Source organism: Flavobacterium rivuli WB 3.3-2 = DSM 21788 (assembly GCF_000378485.1).
Lineage (GTDB): Bacteria > Bacteroidota > Bacteroidia > Flavobacteriales > Flavobacteriaceae > Flavobacterium > Flavobacterium rivuli.
In genome coordinates this window covers 603,191-626,953 of sequence record NZ_KB899967.1, presented here as the reverse complement: position 1 = coordinate 626,953, position 23,763 = coordinate 603,191, and the positions used below count along the sequence as shown (strand labels likewise).

Genomic DNA, 23,763 nt, shown 5'->3' with positions numbered 1-23,763 from the left:
ATTTGCTATCTTTATACTTTAATAAAAACAAATACACCATGAAAAAAATAGTTATGGGCCTTTTACTTCTGGCTGCAATAGGTAGTTATGCACAGGAAAAGCCGGTTAAACAAAGTGTTAAAAGTGTAGAGAGGCCAATTGGCGACAAAATTAAGAACGAAAAAAAGCTGCATAAAGTAACGCCGGACGAACAGGCTAAACAAATTGCAAAAGAACTTAACCTAAATGATATTCAGCAGGCTAAGGTAAAGGTGCTTTATGAAGAGCAGGAAAAAAACCGTGCTGCCCTGGCTCCGGAATTAAAAAAGATGGAAAAAGGCGAACAGCATGACCACGCTGCTATGGAGAAAAAGATGAAAGAAGAAAACACGGCTTTTGATACTAAAATGAAGAATATATTGAGCAAGGAACAATATGTTAAATGGCAGGAATCTTTAAAGAAAAACCATAGTAATATGGGGTTAAAGAAAATAGAAACTATAAAAAAATCGTAATTAAGATTATATCGTTTTTTTAAGGTAACCGTTCCATTCTGCATTTGGGAGCGGTTATTTTTTTGCTAAATACCGGCGGTAATGTGGTAATAGTTTAATTTTGCATTTATAACCAAAATTACCAAATGAGAAAATTAGCCAATAGCGAGCTGGGCCGTAAAAATCAGGAAGAATTTAAACAGGCCGGTAAAACACCCCTTATAATTGTGCTTGATGATGTGCGCAGCCTGCATAATATTGGGTCGGTTTTTAGGACAGCCGATGCCTTTCTTATCGAAAAAATATACCTGTGTGGTATAACGGCTACACCTCCTAATAAAGAAATTCACAAAACTGCCCTTGGCGCTACCGATACCGTGGCGTGGGAATATAATAAAGATGTGCTGCAAACCATTGCCTCATTAAAACAAGAAGGTGTAAAGGTGCTTGCTATAGAGCAGGTGGAAGATGCTGTTTTGTTACAGGATTTTGTGCCTGCAGATGGCGAAAAATATGCTCTTGTTTTTGGTAATGAAGTTAGAGGAGTTGCGCAGGAAGCCGTTTCTTTATGCGATGGCGTTTTCGAAATTCCGCAATTAGGCACCAAGCATTCGCTCAATATCTCGGTTAGTGCAGGTATTGTGGTATGGGATGTTTTCCAGAAGCTGCATTACCCAAAAAATTAGTAACGCCGTAAAAATATTTTACTATTTTTACGAAAGGATGAATCGGAGTTTTAGTTCACGCAAGAAAAACTGCCGATATACAATTTCGATAGACCGCAATTTCCTAACATCTTCAGTAATTCTTAATTCGATAAAGTTGTAGTCTATGAAATTAGCAATCTCCGTAAAAATAATTCTTCTGCTGACTATCGTAAATCTTTTCAATAGCTGGGACAATGACTATTTTTTGATGCCCTACAGGTCTGAAAATAAATGGGGGCTTTGCGATACTACAGGAATTGTCAAGGTTCAGCCCACATATGATGGTTTTGTTGATATGATTGTTGATGTGGAAAGCAAGCAGTCGTTCTACTTCGTAAAACAAGGAAACCGTACAATTATTATTGACCATAATAATGTACAGCATTTAAAGCAATATGATTCTGTAAGCCCTACGGCCTCGAAGATTTTTAAATCAGGCAAAGTAGGTATGTACCTTTATAAGTTTGGCAGTTTATATGAAGGTATGACAGGTGGTTTTGTTATATTGGCAGAACCCTTATATGATAAGATAGAACCTATTGTGAGCCATGCTTATAGGATTACAGTAAAAGGAAAACAAGGCCTTTTATATATGGATTACCAAACTCCCTCTATAGCACTTAAGCCGGAGTATGATAAAATTATTTTTGAAAAACCTTTCTTTAAGGGATATAAGGGCGGAAAGGTGGCTGCTACATTTAAGGATCCCATATATAGCATTGGATCTGCTGACATTGCACCTCAGGCAACAACTAAGGAATATCAAAAGAAAGCAAAAGAGAAAAAAAACGAAGAGGAACTTGCCAGGCAAATACAAAACCTTAAGAAGGATGCCTCTCCGGAGGATCTTAAAAGAATTATGCCCTTTGAAATTACACCAATAAATAAGTATGTAAAATACCGTGAAGGTGGGAAGCAGGGGTATGTGAACTTTTCTTATGCTCTGCAAGGCAGCAGCAAAAGGCTTGTTAAAAATGTAATAATGCCGGCAATATATGACTCTATATCAGAGGCAGGAACTTCAAAATTTCTAGTAAAACAAAATGGCAAATATGGTTTCTATATTTCAGGTCGAACAGTCGTTGCGATAGAATATGATAATATAAAGTTTCATAGTGTGTATACTGATGAGATATTACTAGAGAAAAACAGAAGATATGCTGTATATAACTTTAATAGCGCTAAGATATTAACAGGGTTTGAGTTTGACAGTTATAGCTTTATACCTAAAAGCGAGAATCAATATTTTACAGTATTGCATAAAGGTAGCATTAAATTATTGTGGGATAACGGTATTGCAGGGGAGGAATATGACGATTTGATACCGTACAATCAAATTACGTCAGACAAAAATCAAAAATCCGAATTTCCAGGATATTTTAAAATCAAAAAAAATGGGAGATATGGATTGCTGTATGACCATCAAACAATAATCCCTGCTGCTTATGATGACGTCATTTCAGAATATCCGGAGTTTCAAACCACTATCAATAATGGAAAAAAGGGAGCATATCAGCAAAATTATTTCAATGTCCCGCCCCGGTACAAATCCATTAAATTATTTAAAAATTTTTATATCGCAAACAAGCATTATTTCCTATTTAAAGTTGAAACTGCATCAGGAATTTATTTTTATACAGATAAAAATGGGCGTGAATTTAAACAATAATATTACTAATGTGTCATTAGATTTATAAGGGCTTAAAGTATAACGATCCCGCAATTAGGCACCAAGCATTCGCTCAATATCTCGGTTAGTGCAGGTATTGTGGTATGGGATGTTTTCCAGAAGCTGCATTACCCAAAAAATTAGTAACGCCGTAAAAATATTTTACTATTTTTACGAAATGAAGAATTCTACATCGTTATATATAAAGATACAGTTTGTTTTATTGCTTTGCTATAGTTTTGCGGGCTTTGCGCAAACTAACAATCCGCCTGTGGTGGTGGCTACGGGCAACCAGGTGTACTGTCCGGGCAGCCCGGTAAATGTAGTAACTTCTTTTTCTGTAACCGACCCTGACCCTGCCGATACCACTCTTGAGGCAGTGTATGTACAAATATCATCGGGCTATGTAAACGGCCAGGACATATTAGCGCTTACCACGCCCGTTGCTGGTGTTGCCGCAACATGGAACGCCGCTGCCGGAAAATTAACCCTTCGCGGTAGTGCGGGCCAGCAATTACCCTTTGCTACATTTGAGGCTGCCGTTAATAATGTAACTTATAACAGTAGTGCTACAAACCCAACCGGCACGCGCACGTTCTCTATATCTATAGGGGCGGCAAATTACTTAGAATCTACACAACATTACTATTTATATATACCCTCTTTAGGAATTAGCTGGACGTCTGCCAGAGATGCTGCAGCAGCAAGCAGGTATTACGGACTTACAGGGTATCTTGCTACATTACTATCTGCAGATGAGGCGCAGCTTTGTGGGGAGCAGGCAACCGGTACGGGCTGGATAGGTGGAAGCGATGCAGAAACAGAAGGCGTATGGAAGTGGGTTACCGGCCCTGAAGCAGGAACTGTTTTTTGGAATGGTACAGTAAATGGCTCCACGCCTAATTTTGCGTACTGGAATGTTAATGAGCCTAATAACATGAACGAAGAAGACTACGCACATATAACAGCACCGGGAGTAGGTATTGCAGGGGCATGGAATGACCTTAACGTTAATGGCGACCCCAACGGAGATTACCAGGCTAAAGGATATATTGTAGAGTATGGCGGTACCACCGGCGACCCTGTTTTAAACATATCGGCTACTACAACTATAAGTATATCCGGTATAACTGCAAGTGCAGCAGCAGCGGCTGCCTGTGGTACGGGTAGTTCTGTCACCCTTACGGCAACTGCCAATACGGGTATTGTGTACTGGTATGCAGATGCTAACGGTGGTACACCAATTTATACTGATACTACCGGTGCAGGTTTTACGACACCTATACTTACACAAACTACAACATACTATGCATCGGCTTATGATGCTACCTGTACCACTGCTACGCGTACTGCCGTAAGGGCTGTTGTAAATCTTATCCCTACTGTAGCGGTTACTAATGCTGTAGTTGTGGTATGCGGTACAGAGCCTCCGGTTTTACAAGCAACAGCATCTGAGGGTACAATACACTGGTATACTACTGCTACAGGCGGTACTGAGATAGGTATGGGCAGCCCATTTACAGCGCCTGCCGTTACAGCAAATACTACTTTTTATGCCGAGGCAGTTAGTGTTAATGGTTGCATTTCGGCTGCGAGAGAGTCTGTAACGGTAAACCATTTTGATGCTCCCGCTGCTATTGCAGATACCGCTATTAATTTCTGCGAAGGTAGTAGTGTTGATCTTGATGCTACTATGGCCGGTGTGACTGGTTACGTATGGGATACTGCCGCCGCAGATATGACTGCAATTATTGAGGTAGATGAGCCCGGCACCTATAGCGTTGTGCTAACTAATGCGTCTGGTTGCAGCACTACGCGTACATTTATTGTTACCGAACTTGCCGCGCCCGATATTGCCAGCGTAGCTGTAACCAGCACCACAGCTACTGTTATCATGGCAGATGCTACCCCTGAAAACTATACCTATTCGCTCGACAGGATTAATTACCAGTCATCGCCGGTATTCAGGAATTTAGGGAGTGGCGTGTATAGAGTATATGCACGTTCTATAAACCTGTGCGGCATAGATAATAAAACATTTTTTATAGACCTTATCCCTAAAGTGTTTACGCCAAACGGCGACCTTGTAAATGATGTGTTTACCCTGGCCGATATGCCATCGCTGCCACAGGCTACAATTGATATATTTGACCGTTACGGCAAATTTATAATAAGCCTTAACCGCCAAAACCGTTTTTGGGATGGAACTTTAAACGGCAGCCCGCTACCGGCATCTGATTATTGGTATATTGTAAAACTGGATGAAGTAACCCCCGAAATAAAAGGACACTTTTCGTTGTTGAGGTAAGGTAAATACAAATGCTTACTGCACCACCATCTTCATTAAACCGCGGTTATGTACTGCAAAACCTTTAGACAAGTAAAGCTTTTTGGCAGCTTCATTATGATTTTCTATTTCGAGGTAAATAATTTTTAAAGAGAGTAGCTTTGCCTGTTTTGCCATAAATTCAAGTGCTTGTTTACCGAGTCCTTTGCCACGCGCCTTTTCTGAAATAAACAATTCGTCCAGAAAAGCAATACGCCCTTTATACTCAAAACTAAAAATGAAGGTCAGGATAAAGTAACCCATAACTTCGCCATCAAGCACAATTGTCCACCCGCGGCCAAGCGACTCATTGTGAATAAACTCCAAAAACAAATCTTTGGCTACTGCCACATCCATAGGGTAGTTGTCTATGGCATAAAACGCTTCCATCATGGCTACCACAATGGAGGCATCAATGCTTTCAAAGGATCTAAACTGTGGGGTGCTCATTTGTTATGTAATTAATGATAGTGTTTACTGCCCCACGGTTCATGCTCACAAAAGTGCCCGCTATATGGCCTTTCTCCCAACGGTAATCATCGTTATAAATAAGTGATGACAGTGCATCTTCCATTTCGGCTTTATCATTCACGGCAATAACGCCACCCATTTGTACCAATGCCACCGCCTCCGGGAACTTATTATGGTTAGGCCCAATGATTACGGGTACACCAAAGGCAGCAGGTTCCAGTATATTATGCAGGCCTGCAGTGCCAAAGCCTCCGCCCACGTAAGCAACATCGGCATAGCTGTAAATCTTGCCCAAAATACCTATTGTGTTGATGATGATTACATCATATTCGGCAAGGTTCTTACCATCTTTTTCGGTAAATAAGACTGTTTGCCTGTGTATGTTTTTATTAATGTCGTTTATATGGTCTTCGCCAAGCGTATGGGGTGCAATAATGAATTTTACATTAACTGCCGAATTTATAAAATCGAACATAAGGTTTTCGTCCTTTGGCCACGAACTGCCTAAAACTACAGTAACATTGCCGTTAATAAATTCTTCTATAAAAGGCAGGTTATTGTCGCGTTCCAGTATTTCGCTTACACGGTCGTAACGGGTGTCGCCGCTTACGGTAACATTAGTAAACCCTATTTTATTGAGCAGTTGCTTAGAGTTATCGTATTGTACAAAAAAGTGGCTGAATGCCTTAAATGCCTCGCGGTAAAAACCACCATACCACTTAAAGAAAGCCTGGTTAGGCCTGAATAACCCCGAAACGAGATAAGTGGGTACATTAGCCTTTTTAAGCTCGTTAAGGTAATTGGGCCAAAACTCATACTTAATAAAAAAAGCCATATCAGGATGCACCAGATGCATGAATTTTTTGGCATTAGCCAATGTATCTAAAGGTAAATACACGGTAACATCGGCAGCCCTGGTATTCTTACGTACCTCATAACCTGACGGCGAAAAAAAGGTAAGTACAATTTTATGGTTGGGGTATAGGGCTCTAACCTTCTCCATGATAGGCAACCCCTGCTCATATTCGCCTAACGATGCCGCATGAAACCAGATGGTTTTATCCTGTGGGTTTATTTGTTGCGCCAGCGTTGTAAATACGTTTTTACGGCCCTGTACAAACAACTTTATCTTAGGGCTAAAAAGAGCTATAATGTTTAGCACAAAACGGGCAATATGGGTAAGCAGGCTGTATATAAAAAACATAACGCGGGTTTATAAAGGCAAAATTACGGTTATTTTTTTTAGCAATGCATGGAGGTCGTTCAGGCTGTATTACTGTTTTATATCAGGTGCTTTAAAAAAGTATTTTATAAGGCAATTACTCATTAAAGTTAATTATTTTTGTACTCATTAATAACTTAAATTTTTTCCCCTGGCAACTAACGGTAAGGGATGTAAGATATGAGAAAAATACAGATGGTTGACCTTAAGGGGCAATATGATCAGATAAAAGAAACCGTAAATGCTTCTATACAGGAAGTATTAGATAACACAGCATATATTAATGGGCCTCAGGTTCATAAATTCCAGAAAGACCTTGAGCAGTATCTTGGCGTAAAACATGTTATACCGTGTGCCAATGGTACCGATGCTTTACAAATAGCCATGATGGGCCTCGGCCTGCAGCCTGGCGATGAGGTAATTACTGCCGATTTTACTTTTGCTGCTACGGTAGAGGTAATAGCATTATTGCAACTTACACCGGTACTTGTAGATGTAGATGCAGATACGTTTAACATATCTGTAGATGCTATAAAAAAAGCAATTACCCCAAAAACCAAAGCTATTGTACCTGTACACCTTTTTGGGCAGGTAGCTAATATGGAAGAAATTTTGGCTGTAGCCAAAGAGCACAACTTGTATGTTATTGAAGATAACGCCCAGGCTATAGGTGCCGATTATACTTTTGCCAACGGTACTAAAAAGAAGGCAGGAGTAATGGGCCATGTTGCATCTACGTCGTTCTTTCCGTCTAAAAACCTTGGTGCTTATGGCGATGGCGGCGCTATTTTTACTAATGACGATGATCTTGCCCATGCTTTAAGAGGTATTGTTAACCACGGTATGTATGTGCGTTACCACCATGATGTGGTAGGTGTAAACTCCAGGTTAGACAGCCTGCAGGCAGCGGTTCTTAATGCTAAACTACCTTTGCTGGATACCTATAATGCAGCAAGGCTTGCAACGGCCAATAAATACAGCGCAGCTTTAGCTAACCATGCTAAAGTTGTTACCCCGGTTGTTACCGGTACGACAGATAGCCATGTTTTTCACCAGTATACGTTAAGGATACTTGATGCCGACAGAGATGCGCTTATGCAGCACCTGCTGGATAAGGGCATACCTTGTGCCATATATTATCCAATACCATTACACAGCCAGAAAGCGTATGCGGATGCACGCTACAATGAAGAAGATTTTCCGATAACCAACCAGTTGGTTAAGGAAGTGATTTCTTTACCGATGCATACTGAGCTTGACGACGAACAAATTGATTTTATAACAGGCAGTATTTTAGAGTTTTTAAACAAGTAGATTGTTTGTAAGTATTTTAGTACTACAAATAATAAACGTTTAGCTTAAGCGTTTTCTTAGCTAATCAATCATAAGTTATAAAATGAAAATATTAGTAACCGGCGGACTGGGTTTTATAGGGTCGCACACAGTTGTAGAACTTCAGAACGAGGGTTTTGAAGTAGTAGTTATAGACGATCTCTCTAACTCATCTGTAGAAGTTTTAGAAGGGATAGAGGCTATAACCGGAACTAAACCGGAGTTTGAAAAAATAGATTTGCGTGATAAAACTGCGGTGCAGTCGTTCTTTAAAAAGCATGAAGACGTATCGGGAGTTATCCATTTTGCTGCCTCTAAGGCGGTAGGGGAGAGTGTACAGAACCCATTGTTATATTATGAAAACAATCTTGGTGCATTAGTGTATATCCTTCAGGAATTACAGAAAAAAGATGCAGCCAATTTTATATTCAGCTCGTCTTGCACCGTGTACGGGCAGGCGGAGAAAATGCCGATTTCTGAAAATAGCCCTATACAACCCGCTATGTCTCCTTACGGAAACACAAAGCAGATAGGCGAGGAGATCATTCGCGATGTGGTTAATGTTAGCAACATAAAAGCTATATTATTGCGCTATTTTAACCCGGTTGGGGCGCACCCATCGGTTAATATTGGCGAACTACCGCTTGGCGTACCGCAAAACCTTGTGCCATTTATTACACAAACTGCTATAGGCCTGCGCGAGCAACTATCTGTTTTTGGTGATGATTACCCAACGCCCGATGGTACCTGCGTGCGCGATTACATTCATGTGGTAGACCTTGCCAAAGCGCATGTTACGGCACTTAAACGCCTTACAGAAAGCAAAAACGCCGATAAAGTTGAGGTGTTTAACCTGGGTACCGGTAAAGGTAAATCGGTTCTTGAAGTGATAAAAGCATTTGAAGCGGCAAGTGGAAAACAGCTTAACTATAAAATTGTCCCTAAGAGGGAGGGCGACGTTACCGAAGCGTATGCCGATACTACTAAAGCTAATGATGTGTTGGGCTGGAAAGCCGAATTATCGTTAGAAGATGCACTTGCCTCTGCCTGGAAATGGGAACAGAAGGTGAGGAGTAAATAGTATTCAGTGATCAGTCGCGGTGTTCAGTTTTAGTATGAGAGTGTCATTCTGAGCGAGTGCAACGAAGCCGAAGAATCTCATATAAATAACAAGAAATCCCAAGCCAAAACGGCTTGGGATTTCTTGTTATTTGCGCTGCTATTTATGCAGGGTAAATTTAAATTGTAAATCTAAGCTAAGAGTGTGCTGGTATTTAAATTGTGTAACAGGAAAACTGTTTACAAACGTAGGGTTATATACCACACCTAAAAATACCGACTTGCTAAACTGGTGGTACGCATTAAAGCTTAACCCATAAGCATGGCTGTTTCGTGTTCTCGATTGAGGTCCGTAAACAGGAAAAGTATGGTCCGGGTTTATAATCCTCCATTTGTAAATGGCATAGTTAAGTCCGTAACCAAGGGTAAAGCGGCCAATTTTGTGGTTGTTAGTCAGTGTAAAATTTGTTGCCGATGCCGTTTCGTAAGGGTCAAAATGGTCTAACGGTACAGGAAACGGAAATTCAAAATCGATACTGCTTCCGGCTGTAAATTTCAGCGACTGAGTGTCTTTATAAAAATATTCGGCACCAATGGAAAATCCTAAAAACCCAAAAGAAGATTTAGCAGACTCCTTGTGAGGCTGTAAGTAGAAACCATTGGCATAAGGTATAGAGGCTATAATGTTTATTTGCCCTTTATGTGTAGGGAAATCACGCTTAAAATAATCAATCTTTTCGCGTACCTGCAGGCTGTCGTTATTAATATTAATATCGTCGAGCAGGATTTCCCTTCCATAATAAAATCGTTTATTGTTGGTAAGGTCTATTGGGTATCCTAAAAGGCCTAAAGGTAAATTGCCATAAATAAAGTAAGGGTTAACCCTGGGCTGCAATAGTATATTTATAGTTGCCGAATTTGTGATCAATGCAACAGGTAGTTCTTTGTTAGAACGCAATACGGTTACTGTAGCAGGCAGGATGTATATACTGTCGTTTACTTTAGCTTTAGCATCAGGGGTATTAGAATATAACTTTACATTATATTCTTTCCCGGCTAAAATTGTAGCACAGGATGTTAAGCACAATATTACAGGAAGCAGCCAGAATATTTTTTTTAACATAGCGGGGAGGTTGGTGATTTATAAATAGAGTATTATAAATCGTAAAGGTTGCGTTATGCCATGTTATTTAATTGGTACTTATTAAAAACAGAATTTTTCTTTACAGATATGTTTTTTGCTTATTACTGTGTTACCCTTGCTGTTTTTACCGTAGGTGGTGGTTTCTCCGCATTCTTTATGGTCGTTATTTATCCTTATTAAAAACACTATTATAAACGTTATTAAAAAGAATGCTACTATGGTAAGTATGAAGTTTTTGGTTTTCATGATGAGACAATTGCATTGAGCCAAATATACAAAATCCCCAACATCAAACGGTGTTGGGGATTGAATTATACATCTAATCGTCACGATCGACAATCTGGAATCATCAGGCTGTAATTGCTAACTGCGACTGAACACTGAGTACTATTTATGCCGCTGCCGTTTCAGCTTCTTTGTTTATCTTTTTAACCAAGCCCTGCAATACATTACCCGGGCCAACTTCGGTAAACAGGGTAGCGCCGTCGGCAATCATGTTTTGTACACTCTGTGTCCATTTTACAGGAGCGGTTAGCTGTATTATAAGGTTACGTTTTATTTCTTCGGCATCGGTTACCGCAGTAGCAGGTACATTTTGGTACACCGGGCAAACCGGGTTAGTAAATGAAGTTTGCTCAATAGCTGCAGCAAGTTCTTCGCGCGCAGGCTCCATCATAGGAGAGTGGAATGCTCCTCCCACAGGCAGTATAAGTGCCCTTTTAGCACCGGCAGCTTTCATAGCTTCGCAGGCAGCTTCAACAGCCTTTGTTTCGCCGGATATTACCAGCTGGCCCGGGCAGTTGTAGTTTGCCGCAACCACAACACCATCTATAGTAGCGCAAACATCTTCTACAATTTTATCTTCAAGGCCTAATACGGCAGCCATGGTGCTCGGGGTAATTTCGCAGGCTTTTTGCATAGCGGCGGCACGTTGCGCAACCAGTTTAAGTCCATCTTCAAAAGTTAATGCCCCGGCAGCAACCAGCGCGCTGAATTCGCCTAACGAGTGGCCGGCAACCATATCTGGTGTAAAGCTGTCGCCCAGTGTTTTTGCAAGTATAACCGAATGTAAAAATACAGCCGGCTGTGTAACATTGGTTTGTTTTAACTGCTCGGCAGTACCTTCAAACATTATATCGGTAATCCTGAAACCCAGGATGTCGTTTGCTTTTTCAAAAAGTTCTTTAGCCAGTGGGTTGCTGTCATACAGCTCTTTGCCCATTCCGGTAAACTGGGCTCCCTGGCCCGGAAATACGTATGCTTTCATCTCGTTTTGTTTGTAGTTTGTTTTGCAGCTACAAAAATAAGGTTTTTTTGTTATGCGATATTATAATTGGGTCATTGTGTTTCGTAGGGCGATGCCGTACGCTATTGTGTGCGACTCTTTCAGTGTCATCTCACTTACGCTGGCTAATCCCAAACGTAACGTTCGTCATATTCAGCGTTATATTTTTTCAGTATAGACGCATATTCTTCTTTAAATGTCTTGTGCCCTGTATCTAACGACCCTGAAAGGGTCAAATATATTAGCCCAGGGCATCGCCCTGGGTTATTTGGGTGCGTTGTTAAAAATGATTATTTCCCTGCACCCAATTTCAGGTTATCAAATGTAGAAACATCTATTACATCTTCCTTATCAAGGTCGAAAGATATGTTAATACTGTCGCCCACAATGGTTACCGGTAATTCATTAGATAACTGAGATGAGCCTACAAATATTTTAGGCGATGTGTTTACAGTAAAGTAATAAAAACTGTTGCCGTTTTTAATATCGCTTTGTATGCGTGTTACTACCGCTTTTATAGCTTTACGGTTTGCCTGAGCATCGGGGTTAATGCGGTTACCGGCCATATTAAACACATTTTTGTAAGACATTAATGTTTCGCGCATGGTGTTACCCACACCCACAATAGTATAGTCGCCTATGGCTACCATGGCATACATTTTTACGAGCCCTCCACCATCTTTAAGCGTCATAACATAAGTAGGGATGTTATTAATATTGTATGGTATTGGCAGGGATGCCTTATACCCTTTTTCCTGAACCTTACCTTCTGCCGAACTTTGTGCAGCATACTCTGTAGCACCGCTCTGGTTGTACATAGTAGCCTCTTTAGTACGGGTATCTACCAGCATAAAACCAACAGCCGACTCTTCTTTACCTACGCTCGATACCCCTGTATACCAGTACGAGCGGTTATCCTCGCCATAAACAAGCGTAAGGTCTTCGGTAATCATAAGTTTATCTTCATTACTAAAGTTCCAGTAGCCATGCACATACTCACCCCAGTCACTAAGCTGGTCTAAGATGAACGATATAGGTTGCACACGGTCTATCCAGGCAGGTACATTATTAATACCATACTCTCTAATAACTCCGGTTTGGGCATCTACTGTAACAACACCCACAGCATCGTTACCTGCAAAACCTATCCTTTTTTTAAATTTGGTTACAACCCAGTACGGGTGGCCTTTCTCGTCAATCTCAAAATTGTAGTCGGCAAGACCGGTAGATTCATAACCGTTAAAATACAGGTGACGTTCTATATCGCTGCCAAAGTATGCACCCGGCTGGTACTTTATTTTAAGGTCTTTGCCATTTATATTTTGCACAAGCCTTACATCGCGCTCGTTAGTGGCGCTTACCATAACATAACCTTCGGTACCTTCTTTATTGTTAAGCCATTTAAAAAAGCCGGAATGCAATAACGGAGCCACCCAGTACAGTTCGTTATTAACCTTTTGTATAAAAAACTCGCCCAGTTCGCTTTTGCTGCCAAGTCCCTGGTCAGATCCTAATATTTTTTCGCCTAGCAATGTAGCCAGGGGCTCGTCTACCACACGAATACGGTCCAGTGCAATTGGAGCAATATGGTTTGTTATCTTTTCGCCGGTATGCACTTTACCTATCATGTTTCGGTACGATTCGTTCCTGAACAAAGGCAGGGTTGTAAACAAAGGCGCAAGTATAGTATATGCTAATACAACCGCAAATGCTATAAAAAGAGGGCGGTGAAGTTTTGTAAGGTGCACTTTAGTTTTAGCACCCACCTGCTCTATATTTATTGTAAGTATTATGGCCGCCAGTATAAGCAGCAAAAGCATAATAGGCAGCTGTATAAACCCATAATTAATTACAGGCATACCAAAATATGCAAAAAAGAACGCAAGAATAACCAGAGGGATAATGGCTAAAGATAGTTTCATAATTTAAGGTGTTTTAAGGATTAGTCGGTAAATACATAATAAAGTTACAGGGAAATGATTGAAAAATTTAACATTGAAAAATTATAGATTTCCCATACATGAAAATAAACATATAATTAGCGTGGGGCGATGCCCCACGTAAACAAATAGAGCGTTAATCAAATTATTTCGCAATTACCCATATCACAAAAAACACATAATATGCATCGATTTTGTTATTTATGTAAATTTGTAAACCCCTATTCGCTATTTTTGCCATAAACCATAAAGTGCATGAAAATACTTATTGTAGAAGACGAACCTAATTTGCTGTCGGTAATCCGTAAAGGGCTATCAGAAAAGAACCATGATGTGAGCGCTGCGCTCGATGGAACCACCGCATGGGAGATGCTCTCTAACAATAGTTTTGACGTGATAGTGCTTGATGTTATGTTGCCCGATATTAATGGTATAGAACTATGCAGGCGCCTTAGGGCAGCGGGTAATTTTGTGCCAATATTAATGCTTACCGCCCTAAATAGCAGCGAGAATATAGTAGCCGGGCTTAATGCCGGGGCCGATGATTATATGGCAAAGCCCTTTAGGTTTACAGAGCTGGAGGCACGCGTTAATGCACTGGTGCGCCGCGCCGGGCAGGAACATAAAACTATAGAAAACATTGTTATAGAAGACCTGGAAATAGATTTGCGTACAAAAACCGTTAAACGCAAAGGCGAAACCATAGTGCTTACTGCAAAAGAGTTTAACCTGCTGCATTATCTTGCTAAAAACAGCGGCACTATTTTAAGCCGCGAAAAGATACTGGATAATGTGTGGAATATTAACTTTGACATGAATACTAATGTAGTAGATGTTTACATAAATTACATTCGAAAGAAAATAGATAAACCCTACAGCCACAAACTAATACACACCATAAAAGGGCTGGGCTATGTTGTAAAGCCATAAGTACATGCAAATACGTAAAAAGATCACCATAACTTATGTTGCCCTTTCGGGTGTCAGTACACTATTGCTGTGCATTGTAGTGCTTTTTTTATTTAAGCGCAATAACGAATATTACTTTATAAAACGCCTGGAAGACCGTGCTAAAATTATAGCTTCTATACACTACCAGAACGATCCTGAAAAAGCCCGGTACTACCGCCAGCTTAAAGATAACGGACTGGAAGAACTTATAGACGAAAAAGATTTTGTTCTTAAAGTGAATGGGCCTACCTCTTTTGAATATAATACAGCGCTGCACCTGCCACCTGATTTTTACAGGGATGCCATGCAAAACGGATCGGGTTGGGTAGAAGATGACAATCATTATTTTTATGCACAGGTATTTAATGAAGGCGGCGTAAAGTACATGATTATTGTTACTGCCCAGGACCGTCGTGGCAATACCACAACCTTATATATAACACGTATACTTATAGCGGGCGGGCTTGCTTTTTTGCTGCTTGCATTCTTCTTCGGCAGGTTTCTGGCCCGCAGGGTTATAAATCCGGTGTCGCGTATTACGGCCGAGGTAAAACGCATTAGCGCCAGCAACCTGCACAACCGCCTGCCGGTACCGGATGCCGACCCGCATGATGAAATATCCGACCTTACCAGTACTTTTAACGATATGCTCGACAGGCTGCAAACGAGTTTTGAAATCCAGGCAAACTTTATAAATAATGCCTCGCACGAGCTAAAAACTCCTATTACCACTATTATTGCCGAAAGCGAAATTGCCCTTCTTAAAGAACGTAGCCCGGAAGAATATGAAGAGGTTCTTAATAATATACAACGCCAGGCCACACGCCTTGCCAATCTTACCGAAAGCTTGCTGAAACTTACCCAGACGGGTTATGATGGCAACAAGCAAGTGCAGGATGTGGTGCGTATGGACGAATTGCTTATGGATGTAAAATGCGAACTGGATAAGCTGTATCCTGAAAACCGTATTACCATAAAGCTTAACGATATGCCCGATGATACAGATTTGCTTAACCTGCCCTGTAACCGCCCGTTGCTTGAACTTGCTGTGAGCAACATTATAAGCAATGGTGTAAAATACTCTGATAACGATGAGGTATTCGTTTCGTTATCGGCTAACAAATCATCTATAAAAATTACCATAGCCGATATTGGCATTGGAATCCCTCCCGAAGACATTCCCTATCTTTATGAACCTTTTTTCCGCGGAAAAAAAGCATCGCGCTATAATGGTTATGGCCTTGGGTTGCCTCTTGCCATGAAAATTATCCGTATGCACAATGGCGAACTCGTTATCCAGTCTGAGCCAGAAAAAGGTACAGTGGTAAATATTATCTTTAAACAGCATTCTAAGGTTTGAGATTAAGATTTTTAATGTAAAATCTTATAATATTTTAATCCTCATTTAAACTCCTTTTAATATCCAAATCGTTTTTTTGTAATATACCCTAACTGCGTTAGCATATATTAATATATACGCGCACAAATTAGATTGTAATTTTTAAATTACTACGGCAGCAGTATTTAATTGACTATTGCAACTTTTAGAAAACAAGACTGCAATTTTTAAACAGGTAATAGAGTGCAATGTAAATACAGCATTGTTATAATGAAGGAGTTGATTAAATTAAAGCAGGAAGACAATGTTACTTAAAACTAAAATACCCCTTACCTATGTGCTGGGTAAAATAAAAATAGAGCTTGCCTTGGTAGTTATTTATGCTGTGGGGTTTGAGCTGGTACACCACCTGTTCCATATTATACACATTAATATCCCCATCGCGGTACCGGCTATTATAGGTACCATAATATCGTTGCTACTGGCTTTTAAAAGTAACCAGGCTTATGACCGCTGGTGGGAGGCGCGTATTATTTGGGGTGCCATTGTTAACGATTCGCGCACACTGGTACGCCAGGTAATTACATTTTATAATGACCCTGATTTCTCTGTAGAGGCAAATAATTTTAAGGAACGTTTTGCAAAAAGGCAGGCGGCATGGTGCTATGCCCTGGCACAATCGTTACGTGGTAAAGACCCTATAAAACCACTTAAGACCCTGCTTAACGACGAAGAAATGCGTTTTGTGTCGAATTTTAGGCATGTACCTAATGCACTACTAATATTGCATGGCAAGGAAATTAAAAAAGCGCTTGAAGGCGGCAGGCTTAATATGTACCAACAGGTAGAGATAGACGGTACGATTACCAAGTTATGCGACGCTATGGGTAAATGCGAGCGTATTAAAAATACTATTTTCCCAACTACATATAGTATGTACATACGTTTTACATTGTGCCTGTTTGTATTGCTGCTGCCCTTTGGCCTGGCCGATTCTTTAGGCTGGCTGCAAATACCGGTAGTGGCTATGATAGGGGCTGCATGTTTTCTTATAGAAAAAATGGCCATACACCTGCAGGACCCTTTTGAGAACCGCCCCACAGATACCCCGATGATATCAATATCAAACAATATAGAGAATAACCTTATGCAAATGGTTAACGAGTACAGGAACGAATTTGAGCATGAAGCCGTGCCGCAGGATGCTAAGCTGCACCACATACAGCCAGTAAAAAATGCTTATTTTGTTTTATAAAGTATTGTAGTGTCCTATTTAGTTTTGTTTTTTTGCCGGTTGGTAATTCCCGGCGTTATGTATTTTTGGTTGCCCGCCCCGCCTGTCCAGCGTGGCGGGCTTTTTTATTCACTGTAAGAGAATAACCAAATGTTTAATGCAAATATTTTAATATTGCCTATTGCCTATGCCTAAGCTAATTTACCATTACCAGCGCAGCAGCAACTTTTGCCTTCTCAACAATATCTTCAACAGGAGTGTCGAGTGAGTCACTTACTAAAGCTACCCCCATACGGCGGTAAGGGCGGGAGGTAGGCTTACCAAACAACCTGAAATCAGTTTTTGGTAAAGCCGCAATTTGTTCTACCCCTGTAAACGAAGGGTTATCGCTGTTTTGCGTCGCTAATATCACGGCACTTGCCCCGGCTTTTTCAAGTGTAATTTCTGCAATCGGCAGGCTAAGTATAGCACGCAGGTGCAATTCAAATTCATTAAAATTCTGTGTACCGGCAAGCGTTACCATACCGGTATCGTGCGGGCGTGGTGAAAGCTCAGAAAAATATACACCTTCATCGGTAAGGAAAAACTCAACGCCAAAAAGGCCTGCACCACCAAGGGCTTCGGTTACTTTACGGGCCATATCCTGCGCTTCGGCAATAGCTGCATCTGTTACATTTGCCGGTTGCCAGCTCTCCTGGTAATCACCGCGTTCCTGCCTGTGGCCTATGGGGCTGCAAAATAATGTGGGGTTATTATTCTGCGTTACCGTTAAGAGCGTGATCTCCGAATTAAAGTTTACAAAAGCCTCTATAATAACCTCAACTACATCGCCACGGGAGCCTTCTACAGCATAGTTCCATGCTTTCTCGATGTCCGGACCTGATTTTATGGTAGACTGGCCTTTACCCGATGATGACATTAATGGCTTAACCACACACGGCATGCCTACTTCGGCAACAGCCAATTCAAGTTCTGTAGCACTGGTAGCATAACGATAGTTTGCTGTACGCAGGCCAAGATCTTTAGCCGCAAGGTCGCGAATGGCTTTGCGGTTCATGGTAAAGTTTGCCGCCTTAGCACTTGGCACTACCGTAATGCCCTGTTTTTCGTAATCGTAAAAACGTTCGGTACGTATGGCTTCAATTTCGGGTACAATAAAATCGGGGTTATGTTTCGCAATAACAGCATCAAGGGCATCGCCATCGAGCATGTTTATCACTTCAAAACCGTGGGCAACCTGCATTGCGGGCGCATTGGCATAGCTATCTACTGCAATAACCGTTTGCCCTAAGCGCTGTGCTGCAATTACAAATTCTTTACCCAACTCTCCCGATCCTAATAGTACTATCTTTTTTTGCATTGTATAATTGTGTGTTGTTATAACAAGATTGTGATGTAACAAAGTTACGAAGTTTTTAAAATGTATTGGTAAATCAAAATTCAATATAAAGGCTGTAAATCACTATCTGTAAATTTCTTTGTATCTTTGCACCGCTTAAAAACTTTAATCCTTTAAACAATTACAACTATGCCAAAAGGAATTTTCAATGTACCTAAAGCCATTAACGAACCGGTTAAAAGCTATGCCCCAGGAACTAAAGAAAGGGAACAGGTACTTGCCACTTTTAAAGAACTTTACAATACTACCGTAGACGTACCTAACTACATAGGCGCCGAAGAAATTCGTACCGGTAACACTAAAACCATAAACCCGCCTTTTGACCATAAAAAAGTTGTGGGAACCTATCATGAAGCTAACAAAGAACATATAGAAAAAGCCATTGCTGCAGCACTTGCTGCAAGGCAAAAATGGGCTGATATGGCATGGGAGCACAGGGCTTCGATATTTTTAAAAGCAGCCGATTTACTGGCTGGCCCTTACCGTGCTAAAATAAATGCCGCCACAATGATAGGCCAGGCTAAAACTGTACACCAGGCTGAGATCGATTCGGCTTGTGAGTTTATTGACTTTCTGCGTTTTAATGCTGAATATATGCAGCAGATATATGCCGAGCAGCCGGTATCGAGCGAAGGGATTTGGAACCGCCTGGAGCACCGCCCTTTAGAAGGCTTTATTTATGCCATTACGCCTTTTAACTTTACTGCAATTGCCGGCAACCTGCCTGCTGCACCTGCCCTTATGGGTAATGTGGTTGTTTGGAAACCAAGTGCATCGCAAACGTATAGTGCTAATGTTATCATGGAAGTATTTAAGCTTGCGGGGCTTCCTGCAGGTGTAATAAACATGGTGCACGGCGACCCTGTAATGATAACTGATACTGTACTTGCAAGCCCTGATTTTGCTGGTATTCACTATACAGGTTCTACCCATGTATTTAACGATATCTGGGCTAAAATAGGGCAGAACGTACACAGGTATAAAACGTACCCGAGGATAGTAGGAGAAACCGGCGGTAAAGATTTTGTAGTGGCGCACCCCTCTGCAATTCCAGCTGCGGTGGCTACAGGCTTAACCCGCGGTGCTTTTGAATACCAGGGACAAAAATGTTCGGCTGCATCAAGGGCTTATATCGCTAAGTCTATATGGCCTGCGGTTAAAGAACACTTGGTGAACGATATAAAATCATTTAAAATAGGTTCGCCAGAAGACCCGTCAAACTTTATTTCTGCGGTTATACACGAGGCTTCTTTTGATAAGCTTGCCAAATATATTGACGCTGCAAAAGCGGCTCCCGATGCCGAAATTATTGCAGGTGGTACTTATGATAAATCTAAAGGCTGGTTTATAGACCCTACGGTTATAGTAACTACAAACCCTCAATACGACACACTAAGCACAGAGCTTTTTGGCCCGGTGCTTACCATATTTGTTTATGAAGACGACCAGTGGCTGGAAACCCTTAAACTGGTAGACGAAACCTCTCCATACGCGCTTACAGGGGCTGTATTTAGCCAGGACCGTTATGCTATTGAAGAAGCTGCCAAAGCTTTAGAGAATGCTGCCGGTAACTTCTACATTAACGACAAACCTACGGGTGCCGTTGTGGGCCAGCAGCCATTTGGTGGCGCCCGTTCAAGCGGAACTAACGATAAGGCAGGGTCTATCCTTAACTTACTACGTTGGGTATCGCCACGCACTATTAAAGAAACATTAGTACCCCCTACAGATTACAGGTATCCTTTCCTGGGGTAATCATTCTTTGAGATAGAGACGTATTGCTATGCGTTTGATATAACACAAAAGGCTCCTTCGGGAGCCTTTTGTGTTATACTTATCAATGACATGTCATTCCAATTGCTTTATAATCTTTGTGAAACTTTGTGTAAAAAATTATGAGATTGCTTTGTCATCACAATGGTTCTCCAAAAAAAATATGCGTTCTCCGCGTTACATTAAATTAGAGAAAGATTGCTTCATGCTTCGAAATTAATGGCTTACGGCTTAAACTTCAACGGCAAATGTACCACTTTTTTAGTTTCAAAAAATTCATCGCTAAAAAAGTCAGACAGGTTGTATTCGGTTGCTTTCGGGAAATCGGCCAGCTCTTCACTAAGGTCGCCGCCCTTTAAATAAAGTATGCCGTTCTTAAGTTCGTGGAGCTGCTTTTTCTTAATAATGTCCTTAACCCATTTTACAAAATCGGGCATATTGGTAACAGCGCGGCTCACAATAAAGTCGAATTTCTCATCTATCAGTTCGGCGCGTTTTTGCTCTGCACGCAGGTTGGTAAGTCCTAAAGCATTGGCTACTTCCTGCACCACTTTTATCTTTTTAGCAATAATATCTACCAGGAAAAAGTTAGTTTCGGGAAATAAAATTGCTAACGGTATCCCTGGGAAACCTCCACCCGTACCCACATCAAGCACGCTTGCCCCGGGAGCAAAAGCCATAACTTTTGCAATACCCAGCGAGTGCAGTACATGCTTTGTATATAACGATTCTATATCCTTGCGGGATATTACGTTTATCTTCGCATTCCAGTCGGTATACAAGCCTTCAAGGGCTGCAAACTGCGCTAACTGTGTTTCGGTAAGGTCGGGAAAATAGGTGGTTATCTCCTGCATGGGTGCTATCAATTTTGGCAAAAGTAAGCAATTGGCACGATATTTTATATCTATCTTAACTATACCTGCGTTATAATACATATCTTTGATACGCATGAATATATTTAAAATATGAACATCACTCCTCCTGTTTTTGCTAAAACCGACTCTATAAAATTTTTTCGCACGCTTACAAAACGCGTCAATGATTATTTTAAGGAAAACAATATAAAGAAAACCGGTAACTGGAAACTACACCTTAAAACGGCTGTAATGTTCCTGCTTTACCTTGCTCCTTATTTTGTTATACTAACCCTGCATTTACCGTGGTGGGCGCAACTGCTGCTTACTATTGTTATGGGTGTGGGTATGGCGGGCATAGGCATGAATGTAATGCACGATGCCAACCACGGGTCGTACTCGTCTAAAAGCTGGCTTAATAAAATTATGGGTGGCAGCATGTACCTGCTGGCGGGCAATGTAAACAACTGGCAAATACAGCATAACGTATTACACCATACGTACACCAACATTCATGGGCATGATGAAGATCTGGAAGCAGGGCGTATAATCCGTTTCTCTAAGTCGGCAGAGTGGATGAAGATTCATAAATTCCAGCATTACTATTCAGTATTCCTGTATGGCCTGCTTACGTTTAACTGGGCTATTACTACCGATATTAAGCAAATGAGGCGTTACATTAAAAGAGGATTGTCTTATGGCGAATTTCAAAGCCCTGTAAAACAATGGACGGTATTAGTTATAACGAAGGTTATCTATATTTCTTTATGGATCGTACTGCCTATTGCTATAGGTGGTATATCGTGGTGGAAGGTGCTATTGGGTTTCTCTGTAATGCACTACGTTGCGGGACTGATACTGAGTATTGTATTTCAGTTGGCACATATTGTTGAGGAAACCGATAATCCGTTACCTAATGAACTTGGCGAAATGGAAAACACATGGGCCATACACCAATTGTATACCACGGCAAACTTTGCTCCTAAAAACCGTTTTGTAAACTGGTTTACCGGCGGGCTTAACTACCAGATAGAACACCACATTTTCCCGAACATAAGCCATGTGCATTATAAAAAAATAAGTGAAATTGTAAAACAGACTGCCCAGGAGCATAACCTGCCTTACCATGAATTCCGTACCATGCGCGGTGCCATAGCCGCCCACTTTAAGCACCTTAAAGAGCTGGGCATGAAACCGGTTATGAATTAAATTCTACAATTTGCAACAGGCAATATGCATTTTTCACATTACGGGATGTAAATGTGTTATATGTATATATGTTGCAATTATTTTATCTCAAACTACAGAAATGGTTATTTTTGCAGAATGGGAATAAATCCATAATGAACATTAAACAATAAATACAACACGATGAGCGCTCTTTCAGACAGAATTAATAACTTATCTACATCGCAAACGCTGGCAATGGCCGCAAAAGCAAGGGAGCTTAAAGCCCAAGGGAAAGACATTATAAGCCTTAGCCTTGGCGAGCCCGATTTTAATACTCCCGATTTTATTAAGGAAGCTGCCATACAGGCTATCCATGATAATTACAGCACTTACTCGCCCGTAGATGGATATGTTGAATTGAAAGAAGCTATTTGCCGAAAATTTAAAAGGGATAACAACCTTGATTATAAGCCATCGCAAATCGTGGTTTCTACAGGTGCTAAACAATCGCTTTACAACCTTTGCCAGGTATTGTTAAACCCGGGCGATGAGTGTATATTGCCTGCCCCTTACTGGGTAAGCTATGCAGAAATGGTTAAAATGGCCGAGGCTAACCCTGTGGAAGTGCCTACAAGCATTGAGAGTGACTTTAAAATTACTCCTGCTCAGCTTGAAGCTGCCATTACTCCTAAGACTAAACTTATTATGTTCAGTTCTCCGTGCAACCCAAGCGGGTCTGTGTACAACGAAGCCGAGCTTACTGCCCTTGCACGTGTGTTAGACAATTACCCTAATATTTATGTTGTAAGTGATGAGATATATGAGCATATTAACTTTTCGGGTAATTTTTGCAGCATAGCAACAATTCCGGGAATGTATGATAAAACCATTACTGTAAACGGTGTTGCCAAAGCTTTTGCCATGACAGGGTGGAGGATAGGCTACATCGGCGGACCTGAGTTTATTGCTAAAGCATGCACTAAAATGCAGGGCCAGGTTACCAGCGGTGCTAACAGTATTGCACAGCGTGCTACCATTACTGCTGTAGATGCCGATCCTGCTGTTCTTAAAGATATGGTGGCGGCCTTCCACAGCCGCAGGGATCTTGTGGTGGGTTTACTTAAAGAAATACCGGGCGTTAAAATTAACGTTCCCGAAGGTGCCTTTTATGTATTCCCGGATGTGTCTTTCTTCTTCGGGAAAACACTTAAAGGTATTGAGATTAAAAATGCCGATGACCTTTCTATGTACTTGTTAGAGCATGCTAATGTTGCTACAGTAACTGGTGATGCTTTTGGTAATCCTGATTGCATAAGGTTCTCTTATGCTACCAGCGAAGATATACTTACCGAAGCTTTGAAACGGATTAAAGAAGCCTTAGCTTACTAATACAGAGCCTCACGCAAGTGGGGCTT

The 23,763-nt window shown here is 41.1% G+C and carries 20 protein-coding genes and 1 pseudogene; 13 read left to right on the top strand and 8 right to left on the bottom strand.

The genetic code is table 11. The annotated features are described in order from the left end of the window. Positions 1–38 precede the first annotated feature (38 nt). From F565_RS0106405 to F565_RS0106390, 5 genes and pseudogenes are all read left to right on the top strand, one after another. Positions 39–494: a hypothetical protein gene (locus F565_RS0106405; RefSeq protein ID WP_020212378.1), complete on the top strand. Its 456-nt coding sequence runs from the start codon at positions 39–41 to the stop codon at positions 492–494. 125 nt (positions 495–619) lie between these two features. Further along, positions 620–1,159: an RNA methyltransferase gene (locus tag F565_RS0106400; protein ID WP_020212377.1), complete on the top strand. Its 540-nt coding sequence runs from the start codon at positions 620–622 to the stop codon at positions 1,157–1,159. 145 nt (positions 1,160–1,304) lie between these two features. Continuing rightward, complete coding sequence (locus F565_RS0106395) at positions 1,305–2,849, top strand: WG repeat-containing protein (RefSeq protein WP_154652544.1); 1,545 nt, start codon at positions 1,305–1,307, stop codon at positions 2,847–2,849. Positions 2,850–2,888: 39 nt separating this feature from the next. Beyond that, positions 2,889–2,993 (top strand): annotated as a pseudogene (locus tag F565_RS23200) (TrmH family RNA methyltransferase); the annotation flags it as partial. Positions 2,994–3,027: 34 nt separating this feature from the next. Beyond that, positions 3,028–5,157 carry an Ig-like domain-containing protein gene (locus F565_RS0106390; RefSeq protein WP_020212375.1) on the top strand — a complete coding sequence of 710 codons (2,130 nt, stop codon included), beginning with the start codon at positions 3,028–3,030 and terminating at the stop codon, positions 5,155–5,157. Between the two features lie 15 nt (positions 5,158–5,172). On the opposite strand, the gene F565_RS0106385 is transcribed toward F565_RS0106390, so the two are convergent. Together F565_RS0106385 and F565_RS0106380 are read right to left on the bottom strand one after the other, a co-directional pair. Beyond that, positions 5,173–5,625 (bottom strand): GNAT family N-acetyltransferase, encoded by a 453-nt coding sequence (locus tag F565_RS0106385; RefSeq protein ID WP_051087079.1) that lies wholly within the window; start codon positions 5,623–5,625, stop codon positions 5,173–5,175. Then, a complete protein-coding gene (locus tag F565_RS0106380) occupies positions 5,606–6,850 on the bottom strand; it encodes a 3-deoxy-D-manno-octulosonic acid transferase (protein ID WP_020212373.1) in 1,245 nt (414 codons plus the stop codon). Before F565_RS0106380 ends, F565_RS0106385 begins: the two co-directional genes overlap by 20 nt. 198 nt (positions 6,851–7,048) lie before the next feature. Between F565_RS0106380 and F565_RS0106375 the strand changes: the two genes are divergently transcribed. Together F565_RS0106375 and galE are read left to right on the top strand one after the other, a co-directional pair. Continuing rightward, the gene (locus F565_RS0106375) at positions 7,049–8,182 is read left to right on the top strand and encodes a DegT/DnrJ/EryC1/StrS family aminotransferase (protein ID WP_020212372.1); all 1,134 of its coding nucleotides are present in this window, start codon (positions 7,049–7,051) and stop codon (positions 8,180–8,182) included. An 82-nt stretch (positions 8,183–8,264) separates the two neighbouring features. Then, positions 8,265–9,281 (top strand): UDP-glucose 4-epimerase GalE, encoded by a 1,017-nt coding sequence (gene galE / locus F565_RS0106370; RefSeq protein WP_020212371.1) that lies wholly within the window; start codon positions 8,265–8,267, stop codon positions 9,279–9,281. 138 nt (positions 9,282–9,419) lie between these two features. On the opposite strand, the gene F565_RS0106365 is transcribed toward galE, so the two are convergent. The 4 genes from F565_RS0106365 to F565_RS0106350 all read right to left on the bottom strand — a co-directional run bounded on the left by F565_RS0106365 (position 9,420) and on the right by F565_RS0106350 (position 13,610). Further along, a complete protein-coding gene (locus F565_RS0106365; protein ID WP_020212370.1) occupies positions 9,420–10,382 on the bottom strand; it encodes a hypothetical protein in 963 nt (320 codons plus the stop codon). Positions 10,383–10,463: 81 nt separating this feature from the next. Further along, on the bottom strand, positions 10,464–10,649 hold the full coding sequence (locus tag F565_RS0106360) for a hypothetical protein (protein ID WP_020212369.1): 186 nt from the start codon (positions 10,647–10,649) through the stop codon (positions 10,464–10,466). A 145-nt stretch (positions 10,650–10,794) separates the two neighbouring features. After that, positions 10,795–11,670 carry an ACP S-malonyltransferase gene (fabD, locus tag F565_RS0106355; RefSeq protein ID WP_020212368.1) on the bottom strand — a complete coding sequence of 292 codons (876 nt, stop codon included), beginning with the start codon at positions 11,668–11,670 and terminating at the stop codon, positions 10,795–10,797. Positions 11,671–11,978: 308 nt separating this feature from the next. Then, a complete protein-coding gene (locus F565_RS0106350) occupies positions 11,979–13,610 on the bottom strand; it encodes a hypothetical protein (protein ID WP_020212367.1) in 1,632 nt (543 codons plus the stop codon). 273 nt (positions 13,611–13,883) lie between these two features. On the opposite strand from F565_RS0106350, the gene F565_RS0106345 reads away from it, so the two are divergent. The 3 genes from F565_RS0106345 to F565_RS0106335 all read left to right on the top strand — a co-directional run bounded on the left by F565_RS0106345 (position 13,884) and on the right by F565_RS0106335 (position 17,173). Continuing rightward, on the top strand, positions 13,884–14,558 hold the full coding sequence (locus tag F565_RS0106345) for a response regulator transcription factor (protein WP_020212366.1): 675 nt from the start codon (positions 13,884–13,886) through the stop codon (positions 14,556–14,558). A gap of 4 nt (positions 14,559–14,562) precedes the next feature. After that, on the top strand, positions 14,563–15,939 hold the full coding sequence (locus F565_RS21265; RefSeq protein ID WP_020212365.1) for a sensor histidine kinase: 1,377 nt from the start codon (positions 14,563–14,565) through the stop codon (positions 15,937–15,939). 283 nt (positions 15,940–16,222) lie between these two features. After that, positions 16,223–17,173 (top strand): bestrophin family protein, encoded by a 951-nt coding sequence (locus tag F565_RS0106335; protein WP_020212364.1) that lies wholly within the window; start codon positions 16,223–16,225, stop codon positions 17,171–17,173. Positions 17,174–17,348: 175 nt separating this feature from the next. Here the strand turns inward: F565_RS0106335 and purT are convergent, their stop codons facing one another. After that, on the bottom strand, positions 17,349–18,554 hold the full coding sequence (gene purT, locus F565_RS0106330; protein ID WP_394362560.1) for a formate-dependent phosphoribosylglycinamide formyltransferase: 1,206 nt from the start codon (positions 18,552–18,554) through the stop codon (positions 17,349–17,351). A gap of 126 nt (positions 18,555–18,680) precedes the next feature. On the opposite strand from purT, the gene pruA reads away from it, so the two are divergent. Next, positions 18,681–20,306, top strand: coding sequence for an L-glutamate gamma-semialdehyde dehydrogenase (gene pruA, locus F565_RS0106325; RefSeq protein WP_020212362.1), 1,626 nt, complete (start codon positions 18,681–18,683; stop codon positions 20,304–20,306). A gap of 242 nt (positions 20,307–20,548) precedes the next feature. Here the strand turns inward: pruA and rsmG are convergent, their stop codons facing one another. Further along, on the bottom strand, positions 20,549–21,178 hold the full coding sequence (gene rsmG, locus F565_RS0106320; RefSeq protein ID WP_026299916.1) for a 16S rRNA (guanine(527)-N(7))-methyltransferase RsmG: 630 nt from the start codon (positions 21,176–21,178) through the stop codon (positions 20,549–20,551). Positions 21,179–21,289: 111 nt separating this feature from the next. Here rsmG and F565_RS0106315 point away from each other — a divergent pair, with 111 nt between their 5' ends. Then, positions 21,290–22,387, top strand: a complete 1,098-nt coding sequence (locus F565_RS0106315; RefSeq protein WP_020212360.1) for a fatty acid desaturase family protein — start codon at positions 21,290–21,292, stop codon at positions 22,385–22,387. A gap of 162 nt (positions 22,388–22,549) precedes the next feature. Further along, on the top strand, positions 22,550–23,737 hold the full coding sequence (locus F565_RS0106310) for a pyridoxal phosphate-dependent aminotransferase (RefSeq protein ID WP_020212359.1): 1,188 nt from the start codon (positions 22,550–22,552) through the stop codon (positions 23,735–23,737). The last annotated feature ends 26 nt before the right edge of the window (positions 23,738–23,763 follow it).

Bases quoted from the DNA above. Each gene is read 5' to 3' on its own strand.
- F565_RS0106405 (WP_020212378.1), top strand. From the start codon at position 39: ATGAAAAAAATAGTTATGGGCCTTTTACTTCTGGCTGCAATAGGTAGT.
- F565_RS0106400 (WP_020212377.1), top strand. From the start codon at position 620: ATGAGAAAATTAGCCAATAGCGAGCTGGGCCGTAAAAATCAGGAAGAA.
- F565_RS0106395 (WP_154652544.1), top strand. From the start codon at position 1,305: ATGAAATTAGCAATCTCCGTAAAAATAATTCTTCTGCTGACTATCGTA.
- F565_RS0106390 (WP_020212375.1), top strand. From the start codon at position 3,028: ATGAAGAATTCTACATCGTTATATATAAAGATACAGTTTGTTTTATTG.
- F565_RS0106385 (WP_051087079.1), bottom strand. From the start codon at position 5,625: ATGAGCACCCCACAGTTTAGATCCTTTGAAAGCATTGATGCCTCCATT.
- F565_RS0106380 (WP_020212373.1), bottom strand. From the start codon at position 6,850: ATGTTTTTTATATACAGCCTGCTTACCCATATTGCCCGTTTTGTGCTA.
- F565_RS0106375 (WP_020212372.1), top strand. From the start codon at position 7,049: ATGAGAAAAATACAGATGGTTGACCTTAAGGGGCAATATGATCAGATA.
- galE (WP_020212371.1), top strand. From the start codon at position 8,265: ATGAAAATATTAGTAACCGGCGGACTGGGTTTTATAGGGTCGCACACA.
- F565_RS0106365 (WP_020212370.1), bottom strand. From the start codon at position 10,382: ATGTTAAAAAAAATATTCTGGCTGCTTCCTGTAATATTGTGCTTAACA.
- F565_RS0106360 (WP_020212369.1), bottom strand. From the start codon at position 10,649: ATGAAAACCAAAAACTTCATACTTACCATAGTAGCATTCTTTTTAATA.
- fabD (WP_020212368.1), bottom strand. From the start codon at position 11,670: ATGAAAGCATACGTATTTCCGGGCCAGGGAGCCCAGTTTACCGGAATG.
- F565_RS0106350 (WP_020212367.1), bottom strand. From the start codon at position 13,610: ATGAAACTATCTTTAGCCATTATCCCTCTGGTTATTCTTGCGTTCTTT.
- F565_RS0106345 (WP_020212366.1), top strand. From the start codon at position 13,884: ATGAAAATACTTATTGTAGAAGACGAACCTAATTTGCTGTCGGTAATC.
- F565_RS21265 (WP_020212365.1), top strand. From the start codon at position 14,563: ATGCAAATACGTAAAAAGATCACCATAACTTATGTTGCCCTTTCGGGT.
- F565_RS0106335 (WP_020212364.1), top strand. From the start codon at position 16,223: ATGTTACTTAAAACTAAAATACCCCTTACCTATGTGCTGGGTAAAATA.
- pruA (WP_020212362.1), top strand. From the start codon at position 18,681: ATGCCAAAAGGAATTTTCAATGTACCTAAAGCCATTAACGAACCGGTT.
- rsmG (WP_026299916.1), bottom strand. From the start codon at position 21,178: ATGCAGGAGATAACCACCTATTTTCCCGACCTTACCGAAACACAGTTA.
- F565_RS0106315 (WP_020212360.1), top strand. From the start codon at position 21,290: ATGAACATCACTCCTCCTGTTTTTGCTAAAACCGACTCTATAAAATTT.
- F565_RS0106310 (WP_020212359.1), top strand. From the start codon at position 22,550: ATGAGCGCTCTTTCAGACAGAATTAATAACTTATCTACATCGCAAACG.